Here is a 22,324-nt window from a genome sequence, read left to right as displayed (position 1 = left end):
ATTAGATGCCATCACAGTAGGCAATGGTTTCACGGTAGACAGGTTCGACAGCACCCAGCTTGCCGTAATAGGTAACCAGTTGATAAAGGCCACGATACTGGATCGGGATACTGCGCAACGCAATGAGCGGATAGCGCACGTATTTTTTATCGTTGGTATAGGCCACCATACGATCTTTACCGCTAACGCCCCGACCGGCCAGCCATTTAACCGGCTTAATATCCAACGGCTGACCATTGTTATGGAAAGCGATGGTATTTGTTGCCAGGTAGGTCAGAAGCGACATATTGCCCGCCTCTGAAACCTTGCGGCTGGCCAGTAATGAATACTGGATAGGCGGAATGCGGAGACTGGACGGCACCACTGAATATGCAGATGCCAGCCAACCTGCGGTCAGGATCGAGTTAACGCTATCCAGGATTTCATCGTTGGTAGAGTTAGCCCACGTTTTCGGCGCGTTATTGAGGGTGACGCCATTGAGATTGAACAAGCCTTTAAGGTTCAGCGCGGTGTCACCTACGTAAACCTGTTCGTCATTATCCATCTGCCACTTAAGCTGCATGCCTTCATACTTCTGAGTGTCGATCGGGCGTCCAACCTGTTCAGCAGCCTGCAGTTCGATAACAGTCCAGCCAAGTTCCATGCCCCAGAGGCTGAGCGGATTACCGGCTTTATCGATATCGACGCTCACGCCAGCAATCGCGGTCGAGTCTTTACCTACCCAGTTTTTTCCGTTGGGATTCGCACCAGAACCGGCCGCGGCAAAACTGGTGTTGGTCCAGCTCGAAATATCGTCGGCAATTGAAACGTCTTCACGTAACTGGATGTCACGCGACCAGGTATAGCTAACCAGAGGCGCATTCAGTGTCTGGTCGAGGCGCTCAAGCTCCCCAACCAGAAAGGCACCAGTGCCATCAATGGTGCGTTGGTCAAAAGTCTGCATTTTCAGTCCTTAAATCTTGTAGGAAATTTCGGCGTTGCCATCGGCATCGCCCGCACCAGTGAACTGCGCATTAGGCAGCACGACCGTTTTGCCGTTGATGGGCGTAGCGGAAAAACCACCCAGCGGCACATTGATGGATGAATCCAGACTGACAACGACGTTTACCGCCGCGCCCTTCGTGATGGTGGTGGCATCCGCGCCAACGCTGACCGTCATATAGCCGCGCTTCATTGCATCGCCGGGAAAGTTTTTATCTGCGCCAACCTGGCGAACCATGTCAGGCGTAGAAGTTGTGGGATAAGGACGAACGTAGATGCCCTGAAAAACAGCGGCTGTGTCGCCGTCGCTAAGAGGGACAAACATACCGTCGACGAACTTGCCCACCAGCCCATAAGCAGAGAAAGGATTGGCTGAGTTCAGAATGACCGGCTCGACCGTCAAATCCTGCGGGCGTGAGATTGAACCGGCCTTGCCAACAGGCATCCGGTAGAGAAGTGCATTGCTCATGGATTTTCCTTAGCGGTTAGACCAGAAATCTTTGTTTTGCTGATTGAGTTCAGCGTTTGAGTTGCCAGGCTTACGCATGCTGTCAGTTGTACGCAGCGCCTGAGTGTTGCGGCCTTTTGCCAGTTCAGAAACAGCGGTGAACGCCATCTCGACCTGTGGTTTTGGCAGTTGTTTAATTGCTGCATCACCCACAATCTGACGCACCAGCGCCTGATCGGCTGAGGCCAGCACATGACGTTTGAACGCCGTGGGCTTCATGGCCTGGGTAAGGTCGATGCCGGGCATGATGAGTTCTGCACGATAAGCAGAGTCGCCCGTGGCGGTCACTGGCTTCTCTTTGTCTTCATCGTCCGAGTCACCCGTTTTGCGCTTATCTTCTTCGTCTTCGCTGCTGTCGGTAGTTTTGCCCTCCAGCTTGTCGAGACGCGCGATGATCGCCGCCGCCCAGGCAGGAATCTGTTCTTCATTGTCGCCGGTTTTGAGCCCACCCATTTCCGGATCACGATCCGGCATGGGATGCTGTGGCGCCAGGTTGATACTGAGGTTAACGCCCTGCGGTAAATCGCCACCTTCATCGCCCGTCATGCTCGACGGCGGCGACTCCAGAAGCTCATTCATGGTGTCTGCATCGCCTGTTTTCACAGCGCGTTTTAAGCGAGTGAACCAGTTTTGTTTAGTTGCCATCGTGTTTCTGTCTCCAATTGCGCAACGTGATCCGGCCCTGCCATTTGGGACGAGAGCCACATGGTTTCCGGTGATTTGGTACTGCTTTGCCTTGCCGATGGCGGTTTGCTGATACTCGGCGTCGTAACCGCACGAAACTTCGCGCAGCCCGTTTTCGATGTAGTCGATCGCTTCTTCATCCTTGATGATGAGGTCCGCAATCATCAGGTCTGACTGTGAGCCGGTACCACGGCGCACGTTTTGAAGGTGTCCAACGGCTAATTCCCGCCAGTTCTCCGGATCGACAAATTTGATATTCCCTTCTTCATCCTCGGGGTGAAGGATGGTTACAGTCATACCCTCGAAGGATGCGAGCGTTTCCGGGCTGAAAACCTCATCAGCGGTACGCTCGACGACGATTTCCCCGTCTGAATCCGGCTCAAGCTTTGGCAGGTCCAGCGCGCTGTAAAGCTGTGAACCTGTGCGGCCAATCGGGACGTCTTTACACAACAACGAACCGTCAGCCAGCCGGTAACGGGTTTCACCCAGGCGGGTATTAAAGAGATATTTCATCGGTTACCTGCAGGCGTAAAAAAAGCTGCCTAAGCAGCTCGTTTGATTTTGATAGCGGCAACCCTTACTGGTTTGCCATCAACCGTTATGACACGGCGGATCCTGTCGCCCGTTGGCAGGCTGACGACATTTGCATGAGGAAGAACAACCTCACAGTAACAACGACAGTTAGGCAGCGCGCCAGCATGGCCCGTTAAACCGTCAAGCGTTGGCGGTCTATCCCAACTGACAAACTTGCCTTCCATCTCCGCATGCGAGTGACGCACATCACCATCTTCGGCGGTGCGCCAGATGTAGCCTGTTGAGCCAAGGGCAAGAGAGCGGGCCTGTGTCAGCGCAGTGGATGCCCGGCCAATCTCAGTACGCGCAATCAGACGCGCGCGTGATGCTGCGACATCTCCTGATGCTGCTATTTCCTTCGCAAAGGGCTCAGCACGACCACCAGCTACAACCGCCTCAATCGCCTTGTTCTGGATGTCATAGATGCGGTCTGCTGCTTCAAGGGGTAGCGATTTGATGTACTTAACCTGCTCGGCGACGATGCTTTGCATCACCTGGCCGATCGGCGTGTTCTGGACGATATGGCGCAACTCAGCGCTGATGTACTGGCTGTGCTGCCGCCACTCCTTATCGTTCTGGCGGGCGACTTCCAGCGCAAACTCTTTCGCTACGCGGTTCGCCCAGCCGTCGATGATGTCGCTGTATTTTTCCAGCGCATCGATGATTTCCAGAACGCTGTCATTTGAACCATCGTAGCGGCCATTTACTATGTCGCCCACGGCTCGCGCTATCTTGCGTAGGCTCGTTTGATACCGGGTCTCCGCCGCCTTTGAGCGGTTTCGGGTCGTCAATCTCTCCGATGCCTGGCGGGTCTTCTTCTTCGGCATCAGCAATATCCTCGTCGGTAATTGATGCACCTATGCCGGTGACATCGGATGCTTCGCGAAGGTCGGTCATAGCCGCCTTTTTAGTCATCAGGCCATCGTTGAATGCCGTACTGATAGCATTCACGGTATTAACAGCCACCGTCGAGCGGTCAACATCCGACATCTGCCAGAGCGGGTTAAACTCAAACGTGAAGTCATCAGGCAACGGCTTGCCCAGCTCAGAGCGATACATGACGTCGAACAGCTTACGCAGCGGCTGACGCAACCGACGTTCCTGTTGGGTACCGATGGTGTCGTAATAGTTCGACAGGTCAGCATCGCCGGTAGAGAAACCTTTTGGTGACTGGCCAAAGAGACGGACCAGCGGGATCCCCGTCGCGCCGCTTATCTGCTCAGCGAACTGGCTGATCACGTCGTCGAGGCCAGCAAAGGAATACTGGTGGGTCTCGAAAACATCTTTACCATCCATGAGGGTCATGCCCTCATTGCTCTGGTACATGCGTATGAGATCCAAATTTTTCAGCAGATTTTCGAATGCCTTCCCACCCAACCCGATAATTTCTCTAAGTTTATCAACCTTGTATGTCCTTAAATGGGCTTTATAGACTAGCTGCGCCGCGCCCATGGTTGCACTGTCAAACGCGGTCAGGCGGTCCCAGATACGTTCGATGATAGACATGCCCCACTCGTTTTCGGTCTGGGCCTGCTGATAAGGCAGCGTTACGCCATCGAAACGGATTAGGCGGCTGTGATGAATGCTCCAGGCGGGTATGCCCGTTGCAGTCGTAACCACGTCGTATCGCTCAGGCTTCCCAAGGTTTGGGCCCATATCCCTGATACGACGCTGCAGGTTAGGGTTAATCATCCAGCGGTCGAGCGGCAGTATTCCTTTGAACTTGCCCTCGCCAATTGTCTCCAGCCGCAGAGGCGTAAACGGAGCCTGGCCCTCGATCATGATGAAACCGACCGCACCGCCATAGAGGCGCGACCATTTGATCGTGTCGTTGAGGCGGTCCCACAGTTCCAGCTCATCAAAGAGTGACTCGATTACACCGCGCTCTTTCGGGTCAATCTCTGAGGTGATGCGAATGCCCTTGCGGGTCATGTCGTCGGCCACGGCATCCACAGCAGAGCCAATTATGGCCGATGAGCGGTAGGCCCATTCAATCTGTAGCCGGTTGCGGCTGGTGAAATTTGCCCGGTATGACGATGCGGCGTGCTGGTTCTGCTGCTGCATGCCAACGCGGGCCATGAAATTGTCGTAACTGTCCGCCGTAGCCTGGGGAGTACGCGCGGCGCTGCTGTTTTGTTTACGTGCCATCGTTTCCTCGTTACAGGCGCATCCAGATGTCCAGATCGCTATTCATTGGCGCATAGTTGATCATCACGGAGTCGGCCAGGTTAGGCGATTTGGTGCCGTCAGGCTGTTTGTCCACGACGACCTTGCCAACGCCGTTTATTGAGTAGGTCGGCTGAGACAATTCGATAACGAGTTTGTCTTTGTTCGCCATGGCGCTGCTGATCGATATGATTTCGTCGGGGTTGTAGGCCATCCCCTCCTTTACAGCTCGATAGGTGTTCTGGAAGAGTTTGCGCAGATACCACCAGCTCTGGGCCTTGGCATTGGCAAAGAAATCCTTATTCAGTCGGGCCTGTTGGCCGTTGTCGCCGCGTACCGCTTCATCATCCGGATCGAACACGCCACCGCTGCCACGAAACGGCGTGGCCAGTATCATCGGTCGGCGAGCTACTTTGCGCAGTTCGTTAATGGCACGTGCATCACCGCGCACGCCCGCGCCTAACCCGTCCTCGTCGAAACGAAACTCTTCGAGCCGGTCCTCTTCGCAGTAGCCAAAGACTTTCTCTACCGATCCGTAAATGTCGCTGCCTACGCCTGACCACTCGCGGATATTCTCCAGCAGGAAGCCATGACGCGAAGAGAAAGCGTTTTTATCCCGGCCCTCGTCGGCCACGTCCATTGCGCCCAGGCGTTTGCCAGTGGGCTGGATACCCAGATGGATATGCGCATCGATAGCAGCCTGCACCCATTCGCTCGGGATCAGCACACCCTCAGCCGATGCGGCGTAGTTAAGGTCCAGTTCCTGAGCAACAACAACCGGGTTATCAATCTTCTCGCACTCCTTGCGGTACCACTCGTCATCCTTGCGCGGATCGCTGCGCCAGTGAAAGGTAAATACAGGAATGCGCCCGCCGTGACGCTTTTGCGCGAACGGGTTCGCCATGCCGTTAACCGATGAGAGGTCGATACGGCAACGTGTGGTTTGTGACAGAGAGGCTTCAATCAGCATGGGACGCATCAGGAACGCGGCCTCATCCACGAAATAAAGCGTGGTACGGTCACCACGCCCAATGTTATCGCCCGCTTCGCCTTTGAGCACTGCGCCGGTAGTCGGGAACTCTACACGCATGTAGGGCGCATGCTTCTTCGCGCTCCAGTCGCCGCGAAACTCAACGGGTAGCATTTCGACGAACTTACGCGCCTTCCAGAAAAGCGCTTTAGGATCGCCGGTACTGTCCACGTATTCCTCTTTGCGCGAACCGAAGCCAATCACCATTTCTTTATTGAATAGGCACATGGAGCAGGCCAGGCCGATTGAGGTCCAGCTCAGTCCCATTTCACGGCTTTTCTCGGTGATGCCGTTTTCGTGTTTGCCGCGGCGGTCCATAATCCAGTGAATCCACTCTTCCTGTTTGGGGAACAGCAGGAACGGGATGGACACGGGCAGGCCGTAATCAAGATTTCGCGGGTCTGTCGTAATGCCCCAGTCGATAATGAACTGGGCAGGATTATCGCGGTAGAACGCTTTCAGCGCTGGCAACACTTCGGGATTAGCGCGGATCCGCTGTAACCGCTCCATCCGCCATTCAAACACCTGCGTATAGTCAGGGTTCTTGAAATCGAACGGGAATGGGATCGGCATTTTATTCAACCGTTATTGAAAGAATTAATAAAAAGAAACATATTAAATATGCTTATACACAAAAGGAGAAAATTATGAGCAACCAGTTTGATGTTGGCGATCAAGTGAAACTCAAATCAGGTGGTCCCGACATGACCGTTCAATCAGTTCACGATACGAATCAGAACACTTATACCTACTGGTGTCAGTGGTTTGCAGGCCGTAAACTTGAGCGGGGACATTTTTCAGAAGCCTCATTAGAGGCTGTTTAGCATGACCACTGAACAAGTCGCTCAGTGGATGCAAGCGGCACTCGTTAAAGATGGTTGCCTTTATCAAGATGATGTAGTTGATCACTTAATAAAAAGTAATGATGTTTCTCATCTAACCATCAACAGTGAAGGCAACGAGGTTTTAGGACGGCCTGTTTTAAATGCTTTTCTAAAGCTCAACCGTGAAGATGTCGTTTGGGTAAAATCTGGCTTTTACTGGCGTTTTCGTGTTGCTGAAGATGAGCCTGCAAGAATTGCACGTGGTTAAAACTCACAGCTAGCTTTTTTGGGGTCATTTGGCCCCTATTTAACATAAGGGATGTTACCCGCACTGGCGAAACAGCACTCACGCGAAGTTAGCTGCCAAAGGCGTATTTCATGATGAATTCATTAGGGAAAAGCTGAAAACGAACTGCATAAACGATGCATAAAAGAGGCTCGAAAATGCATAGCCCGAAAAGGTGACGAAACCGCTATTTCCAGTAGTTATCCCATCATTTTCTTATACAGCTCCGCAGCCTCGTCAGAGGTCAGCGAAACGCTCTCAGTTTTGATAGGCCCACCGTTTGCCCCGGTGCTTTCCACCTTCAACTTGTTGGTGTACGCGTCGCCCACCTCTTTCGCCGCCTGCTCAATCAACTGGGCAGTAAGTGCAAAGTTTTTCATGGTTTCGGTGCGCGTCGCCATGCGGTCAAGCGTCCGTAGTCGGTATGCCTTATTGGCGATCGGGATATCAGCTATTTGCGTCTGAAACCTGTTGCGCGTGTCGTTGAACATGTCCACCCATTTCTTTGCCAGCTTCTTACCGCTGGCCTTCGTTGGGTCGTGTTGCTCAACCTGCTGGCGGTTGATCTTCACGCCAAATTCTTTCAGGACGGACTCGGCCACCTGAGATGGCGTATCAAAGCAAGCAACGGATTGAACTATAAAGGCTTTAATTTCCGGTTTAAGCGCCGCCATAGTTTACCATCCGTCCTGCTCTGTCCTGGTTTATGCGAGCCTCAGCATGCACGTGCCGCACGCTCTGGCTATGTCTATGTTTGCCACCTCTGCTGGTTGGCTGGCAGCGTCGATAAGCTGCTTAACTTCTTCGCTGGCGCCATAGCGGCGAACAACGCCCGTGAACTCTTCGACGTCATGGCCGCGCATGCAAAGCTTGGGTTGTCCATCTCGCGTAAACTCAGGAGCGCCAAATTCGTCTGTTTTTTGTGCAAAATGGTAAAGCTCATGCTCAACCAACGCACAGAACTCCAGATCGCTACAGTTCATACAGAAATCAGCCGCCAGGGTGATAATGAAATCAGGTTTACGGCCAAACCATTCATACAACTGCTGTTCCATTCGGGCTTTTTGCCAGCCACCCGCACGCATCATCACTTCTTCGGCCTGTCCTAATACCGTGCGGCCCTTTTTGATGAAAGCTGATGCCGCCCATAAAAAGCCAATATCAGCTTCGGCAAGGTGAGCATGGTCTGGGTTATAAAGACGCCCTTCTGGGCTGACTATCTGATCCTGAACCCAATAGCCAATTTCATTTGCCGGAGCGAGAGATATGTATGGCTTAAACTCTTCCATTAGCTCACCGGGCGGCATAGGTCGACCATTCATTGCAACCTCTGGTAAAGGTTAGTTACGTGATATCAATGCAATAAAAAACCGCCCTAAGGCGGTTTGTTAGAAGCATGCAAATTGCAATTCGTTATTCATTGTCACGAATAGGGCGCAAATTTTTAATATCGTTTTTATCGAGGACAGCCCGTAAGCTATTTGAAGGCCCATAGATGTACAACGATGTGCCCACCTCTTTTATTTCCGCAACACCGCGATAAATATGTTCTTCACCTACAGAATAAAGCTCAACTGAATAGTCACTAGTCATTTCATTTCTACCCAAATTAATGTGCCATGAAATATCAACAAAAATGCATAGTAAAAAGTAAGTCAAGGAGTAATTAGTAAACTACTCACTTGCATAATTGTCTTGGAAATGTTTACGTGAATCCTGCGCTGCAAAGTCAGGATGCTGGCCATCGGTACGTAAGACGACCTCTTCATCAAGCATTGCCCATACCCAAGTTTCAGAGCCTTCTATTAATTCGAATAGCCTATAAACCATTGCAAACAAGCACATACCGTCACTACTTTGGTATATTTCATACTTGAATTGAATGCCATTTTTTGAGATGTACTTCAAAGTTTTTGTCAATGTTGCTGACTGTATGTTTTGCATTTAACCTCCCATGTTTTTCAACTCATACATTAGCCCCAACAATGTTAATAGTGAAGTAGAATTAATCATCATCAGGCGCACTCGTGAATGCGCCTTGTGATGATTACGCCAGCTTTTTAGCCAGTGCAACAACATCGTCGAATACAGACTCAACGTCATGGCCTGCCACTTTCAGCAGTTCTTTCACCTTGGCAAGCACTGCATCTGTTTTATCGGTCGATACAGTTACAGGGGCTGGCACCACTGTTGATGAGCCGTTATCTTCAATTACATCATCTGGCATCTTTATTTCCTCGCTATTGGTTTGCTCCCCGTTGGAACGAAACAGGGCATCGTTTAAATCTTTTTTGGCGCTTCACTCTGCGCCTCCTGCGGCTGAGCGATGGCCTGCTCAGCCAGTTTGCTTTTCAGTTCGTCAATCTGAGCCTGAAAACGTTGCTCAACATCCTGCCACCCGTCACGAATGGCTGTTGATTCGGCCTCAGCTTTAACAGGGCTGTTTTTCCAGCGGAACAGGCCCACCAGCCAGCCAACGGCAAACCCAGTGACGAACGCAATCAGCGCCCACGTAATAAGTGCGGTAGTAGTGAACATGAGGCTATTTACCTTGTCGGGATAATTCGATTTTGCGGATGCTGGCCTTGTCCTTGTTGCAGTTTCCCAGCACGGTTAACAGCCTTTCGTTTAATTCCAGGCTGCTACCCCACGTAAGTGGATCGGGAATTTCCGGTACCGGACAATCAGCGGTTAATTCTACCGGGATCGGGACTGGTGGAACCTGAACGAATCTGGTTTCTGTGCGTGCGCAGCTCGTTAGCAGCGGTAGCAGGAACAGGCAGAGCAGCGCATTTGTCTGTCTCCACCGCCTTACGGATAACAACAATTCGGTTTTCGCTGTCGGTGTTGGCCTGCTGTTTCTGTCCCTGCGTTGAGGCTGCAATATCGTTAAACAGTCGAACGGCAGAGATAACATTTTTGGTGACAGCCTCGGCTGATTTTGTCTGCTGGATTGCCGCATCGCGCTGTTGCTCCACTCTGAGTGTTGAATCACGGTAGTGGGCAGCAGCAAGTAATAAAGCCGCTATCAACACCACCAGCAGGAACGCCAGCACAACGCGCCAGTTAATAATTAACCAGGTCATGGGTTCATGCTCCAGTTGCAGATCTCCCGCTCAACGTCACGGCGGTTCGCCAGCCCCTGAATCCTCACGCGGTCAACATATACCCAGCTGCGAAGGCCATCACAGGCTTGCTGATAGCGACCGGCATTAAGATTGCGCAGTACCGATGAGTGCTCGAATGCATTAATGCCGACGTTATAGCTAAAACTGATAAGTGCGGCTTTCTGATATGCATTCGACGGCACCTTTACGGACCTTTCCACCGACCGGGCATAGGGCTGCAGGTGCTTTTGCAGAAGCGCGTCGCACTCTTTTTGGGTATATGTTTTCCCCTGAATCACGTCCGGGCCGGTTATGCCGTTGCATACAGTCCAGACGCCGCCGACGTCACGGTATGGCGTGTAAGAATTGCCTTCGAGACCTGGAACCAGAACAGCCGCGATGGCCAACGCACCGCCACCAGCTGCTGTGATGAGGCTTTTACGTAAAGCAGGTGAAATAGCCATTATGCTTTCTCCGCCAGCTTCAAAGCCTTATTGACTGTATCGACTACTTCGGGCGCTTTGTCCTCGTCATGCGAGGGTGAGCGGTTCAAATAACTCTGGATCGCCGCAGTGCGCAAACTCTCCTGCTCTGCCTCGAACTTTCTGGCCATCTCTTCACGGTTGCTCTCTTTGCGCTTGTAATAAGCGTTCACGACGAAGGTCGCTATACCGAGCATCACGCCACTGACCAGACCGATAAAATTCCAGTCCAGGTGATAAACCCAGTCATACCAGTTGAATAGGCCGTTACAGACCAGGCCACCCGACGCGCAGTAGGTAACCCCTGATGCAATTTTGTCAGGCATAATTTTCATATCCACCCCCAGACGGGGACTTATCCAATTAGGAATTGTCTACTTTCTGAACTGGACAAGCCCGGTTAGCTTTTTACATGTCGAGTGAAAAAGCTTCCTGCCGCCGCTGGGTAGCCAATGGTGAGGATCCGCAATGCGGATTTAGTTGATGCGCTTAAATGCGTAAGTCCCAATGCCCTTGCGGCCCAGGTCACATTCCATCTGATTGTGTTCCACGCATTCAAAGCCCTGCTTACTGAACCAGTTACGCAAACCTTCGTCGGTGAAGTACCAGATATGTTCATCTTTACGGAAGTGATGAGAGCGGAGGATGTCCGCGCTGTCACGGAAAATCGGGATAGACACAAATACGAATTTACCGGCTCTGGCTACTGCTGCTTCCGGATCGTCGATATGTTCGAGCACATCCCACATACTGATCGCGGGACAGGATGTTTTATATAAATCCCGGTAGAGCCCTTTCTCTTTCAGCCATTCCACGCCAGCGGGGTTGACGTCATAGCCGAACGTCATTGCACGCGAGGCAACAAACTGTCCAGCGCCAATCCCTACATCAAGGACAGGTCCATGGTAATGGCGCGCAATCAACTCGATGCGTGACAGTGTGAGCAGGCGCCCGGTTTCGGTGTCTGCCATTCTCTTATAGCGCTCGAAGTAATCCACGTTATAAGGACGTTCGTACGGTACCGGATAGCGACCTATCCCCAGCTCGGGAAAGAACACCAGTTCGCTATCAACTCTCTGATAAAACTCTCTCATTCAGCCAGGCCTCAAATTTGTTGCTGAATCCGGTAATGCGCTTATCGCATTGATGGTCCCACTGATGGCAGCGGCAGTAATTGTCAGGAATCGCCCAGCCAACGTTTTGAAGATTCATTGTGTGGTCAGTCACGACATCAGGCGCGTTATGCGCACCCCGCCCACCAGCCACAACAAAAACAGGCGTCTGGTAACAGATAGCAGCGGGCAGCGCCCAGCCAACTGGCGTGACGACGACCGCGGCACTTTCCACCAGTGAAAGCAGGCTGCACAGATTCAGTTCGCCGCTGTGCAGATACAAATCTGCTTCGGGCTTCTCACCCACCAGCCACTCTTTTCCCTCTTCCAGATCCGCAACACTGATAACGAAAAAGTGACGACGCAGGATGCGGGACGCCTGGACAAGGTAATCAGGATCCGGATTACGGGAGTCGCTACGCCATTCACTGCGCACTGTAGCGGGCCGGATGACTGCAACCGGCTTATCGCTGTAATGCTGACCAGCGTGGAACGATGGCAAATCGAACTGACCTGGCTCAGTATGAAAACGCTCGCGCATGGCATCGATGATAGAACCGCGCTCAAGCTCAGCGGGCCCGTAGAATATGCGGCGCGTGTCGTAACTGTCGGGCAACGTCTGCCAGTCAGCCCGTGAACTGTCTTCGTTCTTACGCTGTGTACGAAGTGTTGTCTCACTGCGCACAGTGAATACTGGCAAATCCTGATAAATTTCCGGCCACGCGGTTTTGATGAACGATCCGGGCGGCAACTGCTTCACAAAAGCACGCTGATAAATCGAATCTCCCAGCCCCTGCATGCCATCAATGAATATTGGTTTCATGAATTTCCCTGATTACGTCCTCAAGCGACGCCCTGGTGAAACAGGTGAGGCTGGTTTGTCTGCTGCAGTTCACTATCCGGGCGCGGGGGTGTGAATCTGCAATGCGCGCAAATTCGCTATGCCAGCGCCGGACATTATCTGGTGTCGGATTGCTTATACCGTCGTGCGCCCCGTGCCAGTGCAGCCCGTTTGTCACCGAGCAGTCATAGCCGAGCAAAATGATGTTTTCAGCGCCGAGGTGCATGGCAAACAGAATGGCGCGCTGGCCGGAATTGAATGTACCAGACGTGTCTGTATCGAAAAGCCGCAAACCATAACGCGAAGCAGCCCGCTCGTTACAGGTCCAGCGCTCTGCGGCAGATGAAATCTGTGCGTGATATTTATCCCACCAGTCCAGATCCCCGGCGTAGATGTACCGGCACTGAGGCGCGGCGCTCCAGCTGGAGTTCACTGTAATCAGGGGAATTCCTGCGTCACTGATTAGTGCGCAGTCTTCTCTGGTGAGCGATGGCCCGGAGGCACAAACAGCAATCTGTTTCATGCCACCTCACAAGCCTTTAAAGCAAAAACGCCCGCTGGCTGGTAAGGCCGCGGGCGCTTTCAGTTAATCCACAACTTGCAACTGTCCGGTTTTTTCCCGCTGATGAACAGCGCGGAGAAATCCCATCATTGGCGTGATAATGGTCCATTTTATTCACGCCGTCAATACATGAGATAAATCTTATTGCTTCATATTCCTGATTTCACTGTTTCCGGTCACACGCTGTAGCATATCCCCCGCTATGGACTCTTCCTTGTGGCACTGGGTAATGAGCGCTTCATAGAAAGGTTTGAAATTGCGTGACCACGTTGGCTGGCTCACTGCCATAACGGCATACCCAACAGCACGGCGCACAGTTTCAGCAGGCAGGCGCGCATAGCCGCGGCCGGTGCATTTCGTGCAGGTTTTCATGACAGGTACGCCCTGAATCTCGCTCTGCTCAATGTCCAGCACCTTACCCTTACCATGACAGCGACACGCATTGCTGATCATGCCCTTCCCTTCACAGGTGCCGCAACGGACACGCTGAATCTCTCTTACCTCTCTGACTTTTTCATAACTGGACGGTACGAAGCCTTCGACGCCCATACGTACTGAGGCTTTCACCAACTCCCGCGCCGGAAAAGGCATGTGTGATTTAGTGGTGAATACCTCCGCGTCGATAAACCCGGTACCACCGCAGCAGGTGCAGGGGCGTGTACTTGCCGCGCTGCGCGAATAGTCCATGTAGGCAAACGTTGCGAGCAATTGCACAAATTCGCGTTTAATATTCTCATCGAGTTCGGCGACTGCCCGGAAAAGCCCCGCCTTACTCAGACCGAATTCAGTTAACATTTCTACGGCGCGATCACTGGACGTGATGCCATGCTTGGACAGGAATAATTCAAATCCGAAACGAGCCTGCGCGCCAGTCAGTCCGAAGGATGCCATCACATCCGAAATATCCAGGCTGTCACTGGCCGTTGCCCGTGGAGAATCGCTGAACATAGGTGATTTTGGTGCGAAAAACTTTATCGTGCTTTCAAGGTTCAAGGTGATTCTCCTTACTGAATTTTGCTGCGTTTATAATTTCAGGCAATGCTCTCGATCCTTATCTGCCCTTTTTCTCCCCAGATTTTTGTAATACGTGCATCCCATACGGCGCTGTCTTCTTCAAACACGGCGTCCATCAACGCTTTGTGCAGGTTATCGACATCGGGCCTTTGCTGGTGGGGCTGGCCGCTGAACTGCGCACGCTTCTTTTTGCTCCAGCTGTCGGGCATGGGCAATACAAACGTGATGTGACAACCGCTGTCAGGCAACTTGATTTGGTTTAAGCGCACCTCATCGCAAAATGCCCGGTACCGGAGGACAGCCGGCCGTTTTGCCCAGCGGTCACGTTGAGTCTGACGGGGCTTGCCCAATGGCGTGATGTCATAAATTTTGATCAAAATAGTCTCCCCGTTGATTCATTACCGTTGCGTGATGATTTATCCCGGCCAGCGTGCGCCGGTCTCTCGCGGGCAAGCTGCGCCGCTATTGCCTGATCTGTTCCACGGAAATGGCCGTTTCGGAATTCCTGATAAACCACGCCACCCTGTGGGCCATGACGGTTTTTACCGATAATGATTTCAGCCAGGTGCGCGGCCGGGCTGTCCGGGTTATAGGCACCATCGCGATAAATGAACCAGATGCCGTCTGCGTCCTGCTCAATGCTGCCACTGTCACGCAGATCGGCATTTAAAGGGCGTTTGTTCGGGCGCTTTTCAACTTCGCGCGACAGCTGGCTGAGGCAGATAACGGGCGTGTTAAGCTCCATCGCCATGGTTTTGAGGCCGCGTGTTATCTCACCGATCGCCAGGTCATTACGTTCTGCCGATGGCTTTTTGATGAGCCCCAGATAGTCAGCCAGGATAAGCGACAGACCCGGATAACGATTTTTATGACGTGTGGCCACCGCTCTGATTTGTTCAATGCTGAGGTTTGTTGCATCGACAACCCAGACATCGAGATTCGCAAGCTCAGCCAGCCCCATGGAGATCCGGCCCCAGTCCTCATCGTCAAGGTGGCTGGCTTTGCGCAGTTTGGAAACTGAAACGTTGGACGCATTCGCCAGCTGGCGCTCGATGATCTGGCCTGCCTGCATTTCCATGCTAAAAATCAGAACGCCGCGCTGCACCCGCTCAGTACCGAGAGAAACAGTGCGCTGGGCTATGCCCTCGGCGATTTTCAATGCCAGCTCGGTTTTACCCATGCCCGGGCGGGCAGCGATAACGATCAGGTCGGTGTCGTTTAAACCACCTGTGATTTCGTCCAGATCATCAATGCCCGTTTTGATGGTGTTCGACTCTTCATCACCGGCCACGCGTTTTTCCAGCGTGTCCATATACCCGTTAAGCAGTTCACTGGCGCGGACCGGCAGCACTTCTTCATCTGGCCGACTGATGTTCATCAGCTGGCGCGTGAAGTCCTGAATACCTTCCATCGCGGTATCATGGTTGTAGGCGCTGGTGATCTTCTCGTAATGGCTTTCCATGAGACTGATAAAGCCCCGGACCATGTATTTTTCATTGAGGCTTTTTGCATAGCCTTTCATGTTCGCCGCGCTGGGCACCATCTTCATGGTTTCCATCACATCAGCAAAAATACCGTTTTCATTGCCCATGGCCTCAGCCACCAGCAGCGCATCAATCATTTTTTTCTGCGTCGCCTGGCGCTTAATCTCGGTATACAGCTTTGAGTAAAACGGGTTCGTGAATGCTGCTGGCTCGACGGTAGCCAGGACATCGTAGGCATCAGGCGTCAAACCGGAATGAAGCAGACAACCCAGCACGCTGGCTTCGAGATACAGATCAGACATGGTTGCCCCTCCGAATCATCAGTAACGTGTCAGGCTTCATCAGCCAGTCGAAGTTTGCATGCCAGCCGCTGTTGCTTTTGCCGAAATAGGATGCGCGGGCCTCATTGAAAAAAGCGCTGAAATAATTGCGGAAACACTCGTTTGCCGATTTTTCACGTGGGAAGTGTGTCGCCAGACGGCGGATAGCCTTCACTCTGTCTTCGTCAATTTCGGCATACATCAGACGGCCGGCCGCTAAATCGTTGTACGCATCGATCACGGCATCGCAGTCAACTTCAACCTGATTTTCATCCCACTGGGTGGCATCAGCCAGATAGCCGTCAAAGCGGTTCACACGGCAGATGTTCGCGGGCTTGGCGACCGTACCGTTACGGCGTTTCCACGTCTCCGCGACCCAGCGCACCACCAGCTTTAGGTCATCAACGGTGTAGGCTTCGCGGGACGGACGTTCAGTAAGTAAAACGGCAAAAGCTTCTGCAGAGCGGCAGGTGGTGCCTGTGACCTCGTTGTAATACTCCAGGACCTGTTTTGCCTGTGATAAAACTTCCTCCGAAAATTCCCCCTTGGGGGCTTTAGGGGGATCTGTATTTATTGTCTTTTGAATATTGTCTTTTGTGTTTAGCTGTTTTAGCGAATGGGTATTAGCTGTTTCGGCTAAACTTTTATTAGCTGAGTCAGCTAAACATTCGCTGTTTTGGCTAATCTTCTTCATATCCCACATTGAGACATACTTGTTGATGCCCACTTTCGAGCCACCCTGGACTAAAAATCCACGCTCGATAAGCTGACGCTTAGAAGAGCATACGTGTGTATGGTGAATGCCCGTCATTGTAGCGATCTGGGTATTGGTAATCCGGTCCATGGACTTGTTGAAACCATAGGTTTTACGCATCACGGCCAGCATGATTTTTAACTGACGAGCAGTAAGATCAGCCAGTAACAGCTGATCGGTAAGCTCATTAGCGACACGCATGAAGCCATCTTCGGTATCGGCCACGCGCTGCTCCTCACGCCCCGGACGGGCGCTAAATTGGATTATTTCTGCGGTATTACTCATGGCCGGACCTCTCCCGCTTCGCCTGCTCCAGTGCCTGACGTAGCAGCCGACAGGCATCAGGTGAATACTGGCGTGCGAGTTCATCCCGCGCCATGTCTTTATGTACAGTAGTTTCCTGTTGCGGCTTACGGCGTTTTTGTCGCATAATTAACCTCGCTTCCCAAAAGCAACGCTGTACACGACTGGACAGTTCGCGCTGTTCAGTCGCTCTTTCCCACCTCAATGAAATACTTCTCGAAGTACCATTTCGGCACACAGCACAGATGTTCGTAATCAGGCCGCATGAAGATGACCCTGCGTTCCTGCCTGTCGTAACTGATGATGCGCACGACAATGCCGCGCTTGTCCTGAAAGCGCTTGTCGGTTTCAACAAACCTTTCATCCACCAGCGCCCCCCTCTTTCAAACGAATGTTCTCAAGCATCGATAAGAGCGTTCGCGCCTCTTCACCTGTCAGAATCACGTTTTGCTCACACCCCGGCGCCGCAATACATCCCTCTGGCAAACCCAGCTGGTGAATCATTCGGCATGCCAGTTGACAGATGCGGATCTTCTGACGACTGAGACCAGAAGGATGAATCCCCATATCGAGCGCCAGGGCCTTATTACCTTGAGTGATTGCCTCACGGTGAAAAAAGCTCTCCAGCGTTTCCGGCTTACAGTTAACACGTACCGAATTGCTCGAAATTGCAGTTGATTCCATTTACTTTCTTCCCTCGTAATTGTTGAAATTAAGCCGCTTTTAATTCAGGCCAGATGCTTTCCCAGTCAGTAGGATGGAGGTTTTTACGTGTAACTTTTCCATCACTGGCTTTTTCAATGAGCACGCACAGCGCCGGTCCAAGCTCATGGTTTTTGCTCAACGCTTTACGCAAATAACCAATGGTTGTTCCGCACGTATCCGCAAAAGTGCGTTGCTCACTGAGAGATAGGGCGTTTAGGTAGATCCGTAACTCTTCCATCTCATGGTTCCTGTTTACCTTTAATCTGATGGAGTTTACCCACAGGTAACGCTTTAAGCAATACCCGCAGGCCATTTACCACAGGGTAAATAAATTTATGATGTCGGACATGGACAAATACGAGAAAAGGCGTCAGCGCCTAATACAGATTCGAGATGAGTTCTGCGGCGGAAAAGCTGTGGATGTTGCTCGCAAAATCGAAAGAGAACCTTCTTACGTCTCGCGCATGCTTTATGAAGATGGTAAAAAAGGTAAAAAGCGAATCGCGGATGATATGGTTGAAGTCATCGAAAAAGCTTTTTCTTTACCGCGTGGCTGGATGGATGGCATTTCTGATGATGGCCATGGAAATGTCCAGTTCGCACAGAAACACAAAGAAACGAAAGGATTCCCGTTGATCAGCTGGGTAAGCGCAGGGCAATGGCTAGAAGCTATAGAGCCCTACAAATTACATGAAATTGACGAGTGGCCAGAAACAACTATCAATGCTGGTCCTCAATCTTTCTGGCTCACGGTTCGTGGTGATTCAATGACTTCCCCGGTTGGATTCACCGTGCCAGAAGGCATGATTATTTTGGTGGATCCCAGCAAAGAAGCAAAAAGCGGTAAACTGGTTGTCGCCAAGTTAACGAATGACAATGAGGCAACCTTCAAAATGTATATCGAGGATGCCGGTCGTAAGTTCCTTAAGCCCCTTAATCCCCAATACCCCATTACTGAAATTGACGGAAATTGCACCATTATCGGCACTGTGATCGATGTGAAGTGGCAAAAAATACCGTAAGCCATCAAATCTAACCCGCTTCAAGCGGGTTTTTTTATATCTGAACTCTCTCAAGTCAAAAAATTAAATTACCTGAAATTTCAATCAGGTAAACTTTTTCGCCTAAATTGTTTACCTTTGGGTATAGACAGGTGGATTACCTTGGGGTAACGTTTATTGCACAGCAAGACGCAGCCCATCGCAGACAGCTGTTCTGCTCTTTAACAATCCGCAAAGTCGAAACAGCACACGAACCTTGTTTAGACCCCAACGCATAAATGCGGCGTATCACCGGGCGCGATCCGGTCGGTGAGAAGGCTACCCCCGCGCGAAAGTGAAGGCGGCGAACGGGCAACACTGGCGGGATGTAGTGTGCAAAGCGCAAATCTTCATCAGTTTTTTTGATCTGCGTAAAATAGCAGGCGCAACATCAAAACGAACTGGTCAGTAAGTTTTTCGCCTCACCAGGGCAAAGTCCGGAATCCCGCAGCAGTTCAGTTGGACTTAAAAGTAAACGCGGGCTTGAAGCTGGAGGATGGGGCCAGCACACAACGGAAAGAGCGCTACACCGGATATGCGTGTCAGCACCTGTGTAACCTCCCCTGGCGGCGTGGTAGTTAGGTCGCAAAGGCAGCGTTACGGGTATGCGGCGTAAGGTGGTCAAAGGTAGCGCTCTCCCCGTTGTGGTGAATTGCAGTCCTTCGAGACAACCAGAAGATCAGCACCTGGCGCCACAACCCCACATTGCTGTGTAGTCTTTGGCCCCCGCCTCGGGGGCATTTTTTTGACTGCTTTTCAGCGCTCCGAGGTATCCATGAATTTCATCCCAAAACTGACCCGGCAGCGCATCAGCGAACTGCCCGAGGGAACGCCGATCCGTATCGGTGCCCTCGTTGTCGTTTTCGACGGCTGCACAATCGAACCGAATTATAAGGGTGAGGATGAAACCTTTGTTTATTACATCGATGAGAACGGCCAGCGGGAACGCCATTTCGAATGGCTGTTACTCGAGTCAGGCACGGAATTTATCGAATCGGAACTGTGCGAATACTGCGCCCGGTTCCGGCACCCCACGGACATAAAGCAAGTTGCTATCAGATTCTGGAACCGCAGCGAGGTCCGTTCATTCTGCAGCGACAAAGGCTGCGCAAACCTTTACCAGCAAACAATCCGCGTCCCGGCAGCGCGCCAGGGCAAACCAAGGAGACGTATCTCATGAGCCCTGTAGATCGCCTGCAGTTCAAACATCGCCTGACGGGCGCTGATTTCCATCCAAAGCCGCGCCACTGGCTGACGCCGCTGCTTATCGCATTGTGTGTGGTGGCGGGAATGTGCCTGCTATGACAGTGACAACCATCCCCACTGAATTCGCCCTTAATGAGGCAATGCGTTCGCTGGCGCTGAGTACCATCCTGGCGCTGTGCGAGCAAAATCAAATCAGTCCGGCAGATCTGGAAATGCTGGCCCACCAGCTGGCCCAGCGTGAAGCAAACGCGGACGCTAAATCAGGAGCTTTGAATGTCCACCATCATTCGCGTGATCGACACTGAAACTACCAGCTTTGAAGGTGGCGTGTGTGAACTGGCCAGTATCGACATCGTTGGCGGCAAACTGTGTAACCCTATGAGCGATTTTGTTAAGCCGCCCGAGCCGATTACCGTTGGCGCCATGGCAGTGCATCACATCACTGAGGCGATGGTTGCCGATGCCCCGCCACTTAGCGATGTAATTGATCGTTATCTGGGTGCCGACGTTTACGTGGCGCACAACGCCGCGTTTGACCGGCCAAAGCTGCCACAGATAACCGCGCCGTGGATCTGCACGCTCAAACTGGCCCGCAAGCTTTATCCAGAGCTGGAAAGCCATTCCAACCAGTATTTGCGTTATCACTTCATGCTCGATGTTGATGTGCCTGAAAACCTTCACGCGCACCGGGCGCTGTACGACTGTTACGTTACAGCGGCGCTTCTGCTACGTCTGAACCGTGACGCGCGCCTGACGATAGCCCAGATGCGCGACATATCTGCGCGGCCTTCCCTGCTTCACACGATGCGCTTTGGCAAGCATAAGGGCAAAACCTTCGAAGAGATTGCCGGACAGGACCAGGGTTATCTTCGCTGGGCGCTGGCAAATATGGATCTGGATGAAGACCAGAAATTTACCATGCAACATTACCTGGAGGGCTGATATGGGCATTCCGGTTCTTATCCTGGGTGATTCCGGTTCAGGCAAGTCTGCCAGCCTGATGCACCTGAAACCTGATGATGGCTTTCTCGTTAACCCGGAAAACAAACGTCTCCCGTTTAAATCCTCTGGCTGGAAACCTCGCGATTTCACCGCCAAAACCGGCAACGTGTTTTTTACTGATGTGCCTGGCGACATTGTGCTGATCATCACCCACGCCCGCCGCGCCGGTAAGAAATTCGTTGTGGTTGACGATTTTCAGTATGTGATGGGTAACCAGTTCATGCGGCGCCGCAGTGAAAAGTCGTTCGAGAAGTTCACAGAGATTGGGGGCGGCGCATGGGACGTGATCCGGGCGGCGCAGGCAGCGGAAGACGATCTGATTGTTTATTTCCTCGCTCACACGGAAGAGACACCAGCCGGCCGAATCAAGATGAAGACCATCGGCAAAATGCTGGACGAGAAAATCACGGTTGAGGGGATGTTCAGTATTGCCCTGCGCACTGGCGTGTCTGACGGTCGCTATTACTTTACCACCCAGTCAGACGGCACAGACCCGGTTAAATCCCCGATCGGCCTGTTCGACCAATTCCAGATTGATAACGACCTGAACGCTGTTGATACGGCGATCCGGGACTATTACGAACTTAATGACGGAGTAACCGCATAATGCAGCAACCAATTTTCACATTCGATCCTGAATCAGCCAAGACGGCCGGACCTTCTGGCGCATCTGAGGGTGGCGCTTACGCTGGTACCATCAAATCAGCCATTTTTACCCAGGCGCGAGACGCCGAATCGAAATCAGAGTCCATGGAGTTTTCCCTTGATTCTGATGTTGGCACTATCAACTTTCTGCGTGTTTCTTATGTTGGTCGTGACGGCAATCCCTTACGCAGCGGGAACGCAATGATTCAGGCGATTATGGGCCTGACCAAAACAAAAGCCCTACACGCTACAGAAGTCCGTAACGACAAAAATGAAGTCGAATATCACTGCAAGGATCTGGAAGGCAAACCCATCGGATTTGTTCTGCAAAAAGTTCTCTATACCAAACAGGACGGAAAAGACGGTTACCGCTTCGAAATTCGCCAGGCCTTTGGACCACAAACCCGCAAAACATATAAAGAAGCGACAGAAAACCTACCCGCTGAGGTGGTGGATAAACTCGTTGCCTCACTGACTGACAAAGACGAACGCCAGCCGCAGCAAACGCACAGTGGTCCGGGCTCAATGTTAGGTGGCGGTGTTAACAATGGATGGGGTCAACCTCAACAGCCACAGTCACGATTAGCTCAGGCTGCTGGTGGAGGTCCTCGTAATAATAGCAATCCTCCACCTGATTTCGACGACGATATCCCGTTCTGATGATGTACAAAAAACAACCTTAATTTTGATTGCCG

At 52.0% G+C, this 22,324-nt stretch carries 35 protein-coding genes; 9 read left to right on the top strand and 26 right to left on the bottom strand.

Annotation, left to right across the window (positions count from 1 at the left end):
* Window position 1: 1 nt before the first annotated feature.
* Genes C1N58_RS02480 through C1N58_RS02455 form a run of 6 tightly spaced genes read right to left on the bottom strand, consistent with a single transcriptional unit; the run spans window position 2 to window position 6,515 of the window.
* Entirely contained in the window at window positions 2-943 is a 942-nt protein-coding gene (locus tag C1N58_RS02480; protein ID WP_238493742.1) for a DUF2184 domain-containing protein, read from the bottom strand.
* 9 nt (window positions 944-952) lie between these two features.
* Window positions 953-1,450 carry a structural cement protein Gp24 gene (locus tag C1N58_RS02475; protein ID WP_089517276.1) on the bottom strand — a complete coding sequence of 166 codons (498 nt, stop codon included), beginning with the start codon at window positions 1,448-1,450 and terminating at the stop codon, window positions 953-955.
* Window positions 1,451-1,459: 9 nt separating this feature from the next.
* Complete coding sequence (locus C1N58_RS02470; RefSeq protein WP_394551343.1) at window positions 1,460-2,686, bottom strand: DUF2213 domain-containing protein; 1,227 nt, start codon at window positions 2,684-2,686, stop codon at window positions 1,460-1,462.
* 29 nt (window positions 2,687-2,715) lie between these two features.
* Window positions 2,716-3,465, bottom strand: coding sequence for a phage head morphogenesis protein (locus C1N58_RS02465; RefSeq protein ID WP_089517274.1), 750 nt, complete (start codon window positions 3,463-3,465; stop codon window positions 2,716-2,718).
* A complete protein-coding gene (locus C1N58_RS02460) occupies window positions 3,425-4,894 on the bottom strand; it encodes a DUF1073 domain-containing protein (protein WP_089517273.1) in 1,470 nt (489 codons plus the stop codon). The genes C1N58_RS02465 and C1N58_RS02460 overlap by 41 nt, the downstream gene beginning before the upstream one ends.
* A 10-nt stretch (window positions 4,895-4,904) precedes the next feature.
* Complete coding sequence (locus C1N58_RS02455) at window positions 4,905-6,515, bottom strand: TerL protein (RefSeq protein ID WP_089517272.1); 1,611 nt, start codon at window positions 6,513-6,515, stop codon at window positions 4,905-4,907.
* A 74-nt stretch (window positions 6,516-6,589) separates the two neighbouring features.
* Between C1N58_RS02455 and C1N58_RS02450 the strand changes: the two genes are divergently transcribed.
* Entirely contained in the window at window positions 6,590-6,766 is a 177-nt protein-coding gene (locus C1N58_RS02450) for a YodC family protein (protein ID WP_089517809.1), read from the top strand.
* 1 nt (window position 6,767) lies between these two features.
* Window positions 6,768-7,034, top strand: coding sequence for a DUF6953 family protein (locus C1N58_RS02445; RefSeq protein ID WP_089517271.1), 267 nt, complete (start codon window positions 6,768-6,770; stop codon window positions 7,032-7,034).
* 218 nt (window positions 7,035-7,252) lie between these two features.
* Here C1N58_RS02445 and C1N58_RS02440 read toward each other — a convergent pair whose 3' ends face one another.
* The 20 genes from C1N58_RS02440 to C1N58_RS02345 form a co-directional block, all read right to left on the bottom strand.
* Entirely contained in the window at window positions 7,253-7,726 is a 474-nt protein-coding gene (locus C1N58_RS02440) for a DUF2280 domain-containing protein (protein WP_028715505.1), read from the bottom strand.
* Window positions 7,727-7,756: 30 nt separating this feature from the next.
* Window positions 7,757-8,374: a putative metallopeptidase gene (locus C1N58_RS02435; protein WP_089517270.1), complete on the bottom strand. Its 618-nt coding sequence runs from the start codon at window positions 8,372-8,374 to the stop codon at window positions 7,757-7,759.
* Window positions 8,375-8,465: 91 nt separating this feature from the next.
* Window positions 8,466-8,645: a hypothetical protein gene (locus tag C1N58_RS02430; protein ID WP_157982872.1), complete on the bottom strand. Its 180-nt coding sequence runs from the start codon at window positions 8,643-8,645 to the stop codon at window positions 8,466-8,468.
* Between the two features lie 81 nt (window positions 8,646-8,726).
* Complete coding sequence (locus C1N58_RS02425; RefSeq protein ID WP_089517269.1) at window positions 8,727-8,996, bottom strand: hypothetical protein; 270 nt, start codon at window positions 8,994-8,996, stop codon at window positions 8,727-8,729.
* Between the two features lie 103 nt (window positions 8,997-9,099).
* Window positions 9,100-9,279: a hypothetical protein gene (locus C1N58_RS02420; RefSeq protein ID WP_089517268.1), complete on the bottom strand. Its 180-nt coding sequence runs from the start codon at window positions 9,277-9,279 to the stop codon at window positions 9,100-9,102.
* A 53-nt stretch (window positions 9,280-9,332) separates the two neighbouring features.
* Entirely contained in the window at window positions 9,333-9,590 is a 258-nt protein-coding gene (locus C1N58_RS02415; RefSeq protein WP_089517267.1) for a hypothetical protein, read from the bottom strand.
* A 146-nt stretch (window positions 9,591-9,736) separates the two neighbouring features.
* Complete coding sequence (locus tag C1N58_RS02410; protein WP_394551348.1) at window positions 9,737-10,138, bottom strand: DUF2570 domain-containing protein; 402 nt, start codon at window positions 10,136-10,138, stop codon at window positions 9,737-9,739.
* Window positions 10,135-10,623, bottom strand: coding sequence for a lysozyme (locus C1N58_RS02405; protein WP_089517266.1), 489 nt, complete (start codon window positions 10,621-10,623; stop codon window positions 10,135-10,137). Before C1N58_RS02405 ends, C1N58_RS02410 begins: the two co-directional genes overlap by 4 nt.
* Complete coding sequence (locus tag C1N58_RS02400) at window positions 10,623-10,976, bottom strand: class II holin family protein (RefSeq protein ID WP_089517265.1); 354 nt, start codon at window positions 10,974-10,976, stop codon at window positions 10,623-10,625. The genes C1N58_RS02405 and C1N58_RS02400 overlap by 1 nt, the downstream gene beginning before the upstream one ends.
* Before the next feature lie 141 nt (window positions 10,977-11,117).
* Entirely contained in the window at window positions 11,118-11,735 is a 618-nt protein-coding gene (locus C1N58_RS02395; protein WP_227008716.1) for a methyltransferase domain-containing protein, read from the bottom strand.
* Window positions 11,710-12,576: a hypothetical protein gene (locus C1N58_RS02390; RefSeq protein ID WP_227008715.1), complete on the bottom strand. Its 867-nt coding sequence runs from the start codon at window positions 12,574-12,576 to the stop codon at window positions 11,710-11,712. Before C1N58_RS02390 ends, C1N58_RS02395 begins: the two co-directional genes overlap by 26 nt.
* Complete coding sequence (locus tag C1N58_RS02385; protein WP_394564535.1) at window positions 12,557-13,117, bottom strand: motility associated factor glycosyltransferase family protein; 561 nt, start codon at window positions 13,115-13,117, stop codon at window positions 12,557-12,559. The genes C1N58_RS02390 and C1N58_RS02385 overlap by 20 nt, the downstream gene beginning before the upstream one ends.
* A gap of 180 nt (window positions 13,118-13,297) precedes the next feature.
* Window positions 13,298-14,149 carry an antitermination protein Q gene (locus C1N58_RS02380; RefSeq protein WP_193553033.1) on the bottom strand — a complete coding sequence of 284 codons (852 nt, stop codon included), beginning with the start codon at window positions 14,147-14,149 and terminating at the stop codon, window positions 13,298-13,300.
* A gap of 38 nt (window positions 14,150-14,187) precedes the next feature.
* Window positions 14,188-14,544, bottom strand: a complete 357-nt coding sequence (locus C1N58_RS02375; protein ID WP_041456118.1) for a RusA family crossover junction endodeoxyribonuclease — start codon at window positions 14,542-14,544, stop codon at window positions 14,188-14,190.
* Window positions 14,544-15,956, bottom strand: coding sequence for a replicative DNA helicase (locus tag C1N58_RS02370; protein WP_089517263.1), 1,413 nt, complete (start codon window positions 15,954-15,956; stop codon window positions 14,544-14,546). Before C1N58_RS02370 ends, C1N58_RS02375 begins: the two co-directional genes overlap by 1 nt.
* Window positions 15,949-17,013 (bottom strand): replication protein, encoded by a 1,065-nt coding sequence (locus C1N58_RS02365; protein ID WP_394564534.1) that lies wholly within the window; start codon window positions 17,011-17,013, stop codon window positions 15,949-15,951. Before C1N58_RS02365 ends, C1N58_RS02370 begins: the two co-directional genes overlap by 8 nt.
* Window positions 17,006-17,158: a hypothetical protein gene (locus C1N58_RS02360; protein WP_264272045.1), complete on the bottom strand. Its 153-nt coding sequence runs from the start codon at window positions 17,156-17,158 to the stop codon at window positions 17,006-17,008. Before C1N58_RS02360 ends, C1N58_RS02365 begins: the two co-directional genes overlap by 8 nt.
* 55 nt (window positions 17,159-17,213) lie before the next feature.
* Window positions 17,214-17,399, bottom strand: a complete 186-nt coding sequence (locus tag C1N58_RS02355; protein WP_394551372.1) for a DUF4222 domain-containing protein — start codon at window positions 17,397-17,399, stop codon at window positions 17,214-17,216.
* Window positions 17,392-17,715, bottom strand: a complete 324-nt coding sequence (locus tag C1N58_RS02350) for a hypothetical protein (protein WP_394551370.1) — start codon at window positions 17,713-17,715, stop codon at window positions 17,392-17,394. The genes C1N58_RS02355 and C1N58_RS02350 overlap by 8 nt, the downstream gene beginning before the upstream one ends.
* 28 nt (window positions 17,716-17,743) lie before the next feature.
* Window positions 17,744-17,974 carry a transcriptional regulator gene (locus C1N58_RS02345; protein WP_028715519.1) on the bottom strand — a complete coding sequence of 77 codons (231 nt, stop codon included), beginning with the start codon at window positions 17,972-17,974 and terminating at the stop codon, window positions 17,744-17,746.
* A 97-nt stretch (window positions 17,975-18,071) separates the two neighbouring features.
* Here C1N58_RS02345 and C1N58_RS02340 point away from each other — a divergent pair, with 97 nt between their 5' ends.
* The 7 genes from C1N58_RS02340 (at window position 18,072) to C1N58_RS02310 (ending at window position 22,289) form a co-directional block, all read left to right on the top strand.
* A complete protein-coding gene (locus C1N58_RS02340) occupies window positions 18,072-18,758 on the top strand; it encodes a LexA family protein (RefSeq protein ID WP_110957205.1) in 687 nt (228 codons plus the stop codon).
* A 793-nt stretch (window positions 18,759-19,551) separates the two neighbouring features.
* Window positions 19,552-19,956: a hypothetical protein gene (locus C1N58_RS02335; protein ID WP_394551367.1), complete on the top strand. Its 405-nt coding sequence runs from the start codon at window positions 19,552-19,554 to the stop codon at window positions 19,954-19,956.
* Window positions 19,953-20,081, top strand: coding sequence for a hypothetical protein (locus tag C1N58_RS02330; protein WP_257793782.1), 129 nt, complete (start codon window positions 19,953-19,955; stop codon window positions 20,079-20,081). The genes C1N58_RS02335 and C1N58_RS02330 overlap by 4 nt, the downstream gene beginning before the upstream one ends.
* Entirely contained in the window at window positions 20,078-20,287 is a 210-nt protein-coding gene (locus C1N58_RS02325; RefSeq protein WP_128392019.1) for a hypothetical protein, read from the top strand. The genes C1N58_RS02330 and C1N58_RS02325 overlap by 4 nt, the downstream gene beginning before the upstream one ends.
* Entirely contained in the window at window positions 20,256-20,924 is a 669-nt protein-coding gene (exoX, locus tag C1N58_RS02320) for an exodeoxyribonuclease X (protein WP_394551364.1), read from the top strand. Before C1N58_RS02325 ends, exoX begins: the two co-directional genes overlap by 32 nt.
* Before the next feature lies 1 nt (window position 20,925).
* On the top strand, window positions 20,926-21,591 hold the full coding sequence (locus C1N58_RS02315) for an ATP-binding protein (protein ID WP_394551362.1): 666 nt from the start codon (window positions 20,926-20,928) through the stop codon (window positions 21,589-21,591).
* Window positions 21,591-22,289: a hypothetical protein gene (locus C1N58_RS02310; RefSeq protein WP_394551360.1), complete on the top strand. Its 699-nt coding sequence runs from the start codon at window positions 21,591-21,593 to the stop codon at window positions 22,287-22,289. Before C1N58_RS02315 ends, C1N58_RS02310 begins: the two co-directional genes overlap by 1 nt.
* Window positions 22,290-22,324 lie beyond the last annotated feature (35 nt).

It is taken from the genome of Pantoea sp. SGAir0180 (genome assembly GCF_043546245.1).
Note: the sequence above shows the minus strand (reverse complement) of the source record. Positions and strands in the feature narration are given on the sequence as shown.

Bases quoted from the DNA above. Each gene is read 5' to 3' on its own strand.
- C1N58_RS02480 (WP_238493742.1), bottom strand. From the start codon at position 943: ATGCAGACTTTTGACCAACGCACCATTGATGGCACTGGTGCCTTTCTG.
- C1N58_RS02475 (WP_089517276.1), bottom strand. From the start codon at position 1,450: ATGAGCAATGCACTTCTCTACCGGATGCCTGTTGGCAAGGCCGGTTCA.
- C1N58_RS02470 (WP_394551343.1), bottom strand. From the start codon at position 2,686: ATGAAATATCTCTTTAATACCCGCCTGGGTGAAACCCGTTACCGGCTG.
- C1N58_RS02460 (WP_089517273.1), bottom strand. From the start codon at position 4,894: ATGGCACGTAAACAAAACAGCAGCGCCGCGCGTACTCCCCAGGCTACG.
- C1N58_RS02455 (WP_089517272.1), bottom strand. From the start codon at position 6,515: ATGCCGATCCCATTCCCGTTCGATTTCAAGAACCCTGACTATACGCAG.
- C1N58_RS02450 (WP_089517809.1), top strand. From the start codon at position 6,590: ATGAGCAACCAGTTTGATGTTGGCGATCAAGTGAAACTCAAATCAGGT.
- C1N58_RS02445 (WP_089517271.1), top strand. From the start codon at position 6,768: ATGACCACTGAACAAGTCGCTCAGTGGATGCAAGCGGCACTCGTTAAA.
- C1N58_RS02440 (WP_028715505.1), bottom strand. From the start codon at position 7,726: ATGGCGGCGCTTAAACCGGAAATTAAAGCCTTTATAGTTCAATCCGTT.
- C1N58_RS02435 (WP_089517270.1), bottom strand. From the start codon at position 8,374: ATGAATGGTCGACCTATGCCGCCCGGTGAGCTAATGGAAGAGTTTAAG.
- C1N58_RS02430 (WP_157982872.1), bottom strand. From the start codon at position 8,645: ATGACTAGTGACTATTCAGTTGAGCTTTATTCTGTAGGTGAAGAACAT.
- C1N58_RS02425 (WP_089517269.1), bottom strand. From the start codon at position 8,996: ATGCAAAACATACAGTCAGCAACATTGACAAAAACTTTGAAGTACATC.
- C1N58_RS02420 (WP_089517268.1), bottom strand. From the start codon at position 9,279: ATGCCAGATGATGTAATTGAAGATAACGGCTCATCAACAGTGGTGCCA.
- C1N58_RS02415 (WP_089517267.1), bottom strand. From the start codon at position 9,590: ATGTTCACTACTACCGCACTTATTACGTGGGCGCTGATTGCGTTCGTC.
- C1N58_RS02410 (WP_394551348.1), bottom strand. From the start codon at position 10,138: ATGACCTGGTTAATTATTAACTGGCGCGTTGTGCTGGCGTTCCTGCTG.
- C1N58_RS02405 (WP_089517266.1), bottom strand. From the start codon at position 10,623: ATGGCTATTTCACCTGCTTTACGTAAAAGCCTCATCACAGCAGCTGGT.
- C1N58_RS02400 (WP_089517265.1), bottom strand. From the start codon at position 10,976: ATGAAAATTATGCCTGACAAAATTGCATCAGGGGTTACCTACTGCGCG.
- C1N58_RS02395 (WP_227008716.1), bottom strand. From the start codon at position 11,735: ATGAGAGAGTTTTATCAGAGAGTTGATAGCGAACTGGTGTTCTTTCCC.
- C1N58_RS02390 (WP_227008715.1), bottom strand. From the start codon at position 12,576: ATGAAACCAATATTCATTGATGGCATGCAGGGGCTGGGAGATTCGATT.
- C1N58_RS02385 (WP_394564535.1), bottom strand. From the start codon at position 13,117: ATGAAACAGATTGCTGTTTGTGCCTCCGGGCCATCGCTCACCAGAGAA.
- C1N58_RS02370 (WP_089517263.1), bottom strand. From the start codon at position 15,956: ATGTCTGATCTGTATCTCGAAGCCAGCGTGCTGGGTTGTCTGCTTCAT.
- C1N58_RS02365 (WP_394564534.1), bottom strand. From the start codon at position 17,013: ATGAGTAATACCGCAGAAATAATCCAATTTAGCGCCCGTCCGGGGCGT.
- C1N58_RS02360 (WP_264272045.1), bottom strand. From the start codon at position 17,158: ATGCGACAAAAACGCCGTAAGCCGCAACAGGAAACTACTGTACATAAA.
- C1N58_RS02350 (WP_394551370.1), bottom strand. From the start codon at position 17,715: ATGGAATCAACTGCAATTTCGAGCAATTCGGTACGTGTTAACTGTAAG.
- C1N58_RS02345 (WP_028715519.1), bottom strand. From the start codon at position 17,974: ATGGAAGAGTTACGGATCTACCTAAACGCCCTATCTCTCAGTGAGCAA.
- C1N58_RS02340 (WP_110957205.1), top strand. From the start codon at position 18,072: ATGATGTCGGACATGGACAAATACGAGAAAAGGCGTCAGCGCCTAATA.
- C1N58_RS02335 (WP_394551367.1), top strand. From the start codon at position 19,552: ATGAATTTCATCCCAAAACTGACCCGGCAGCGCATCAGCGAACTGCCC.
- C1N58_RS02330 (WP_257793782.1), top strand. From the start codon at position 19,953: ATGAGCCCTGTAGATCGCCTGCAGTTCAAACATCGCCTGACGGGCGCT.
- C1N58_RS02325 (WP_128392019.1), top strand. From the start codon at position 20,078: ATGACAGTGACAACCATCCCCACTGAATTCGCCCTTAATGAGGCAATG.
- exoX (WP_394551364.1), top strand. From the start codon at position 20,256: ATGTCCACCATCATTCGCGTGATCGACACTGAAACTACCAGCTTTGAA.
- C1N58_RS02315 (WP_394551362.1), top strand. From the start codon at position 20,926: ATGGGCATTCCGGTTCTTATCCTGGGTGATTCCGGTTCAGGCAAGTCT.
- C1N58_RS02310 (WP_394551360.1), top strand. From the start codon at position 21,591: ATGCAGCAACCAATTTTCACATTCGATCCTGAATCAGCCAAGACGGCC.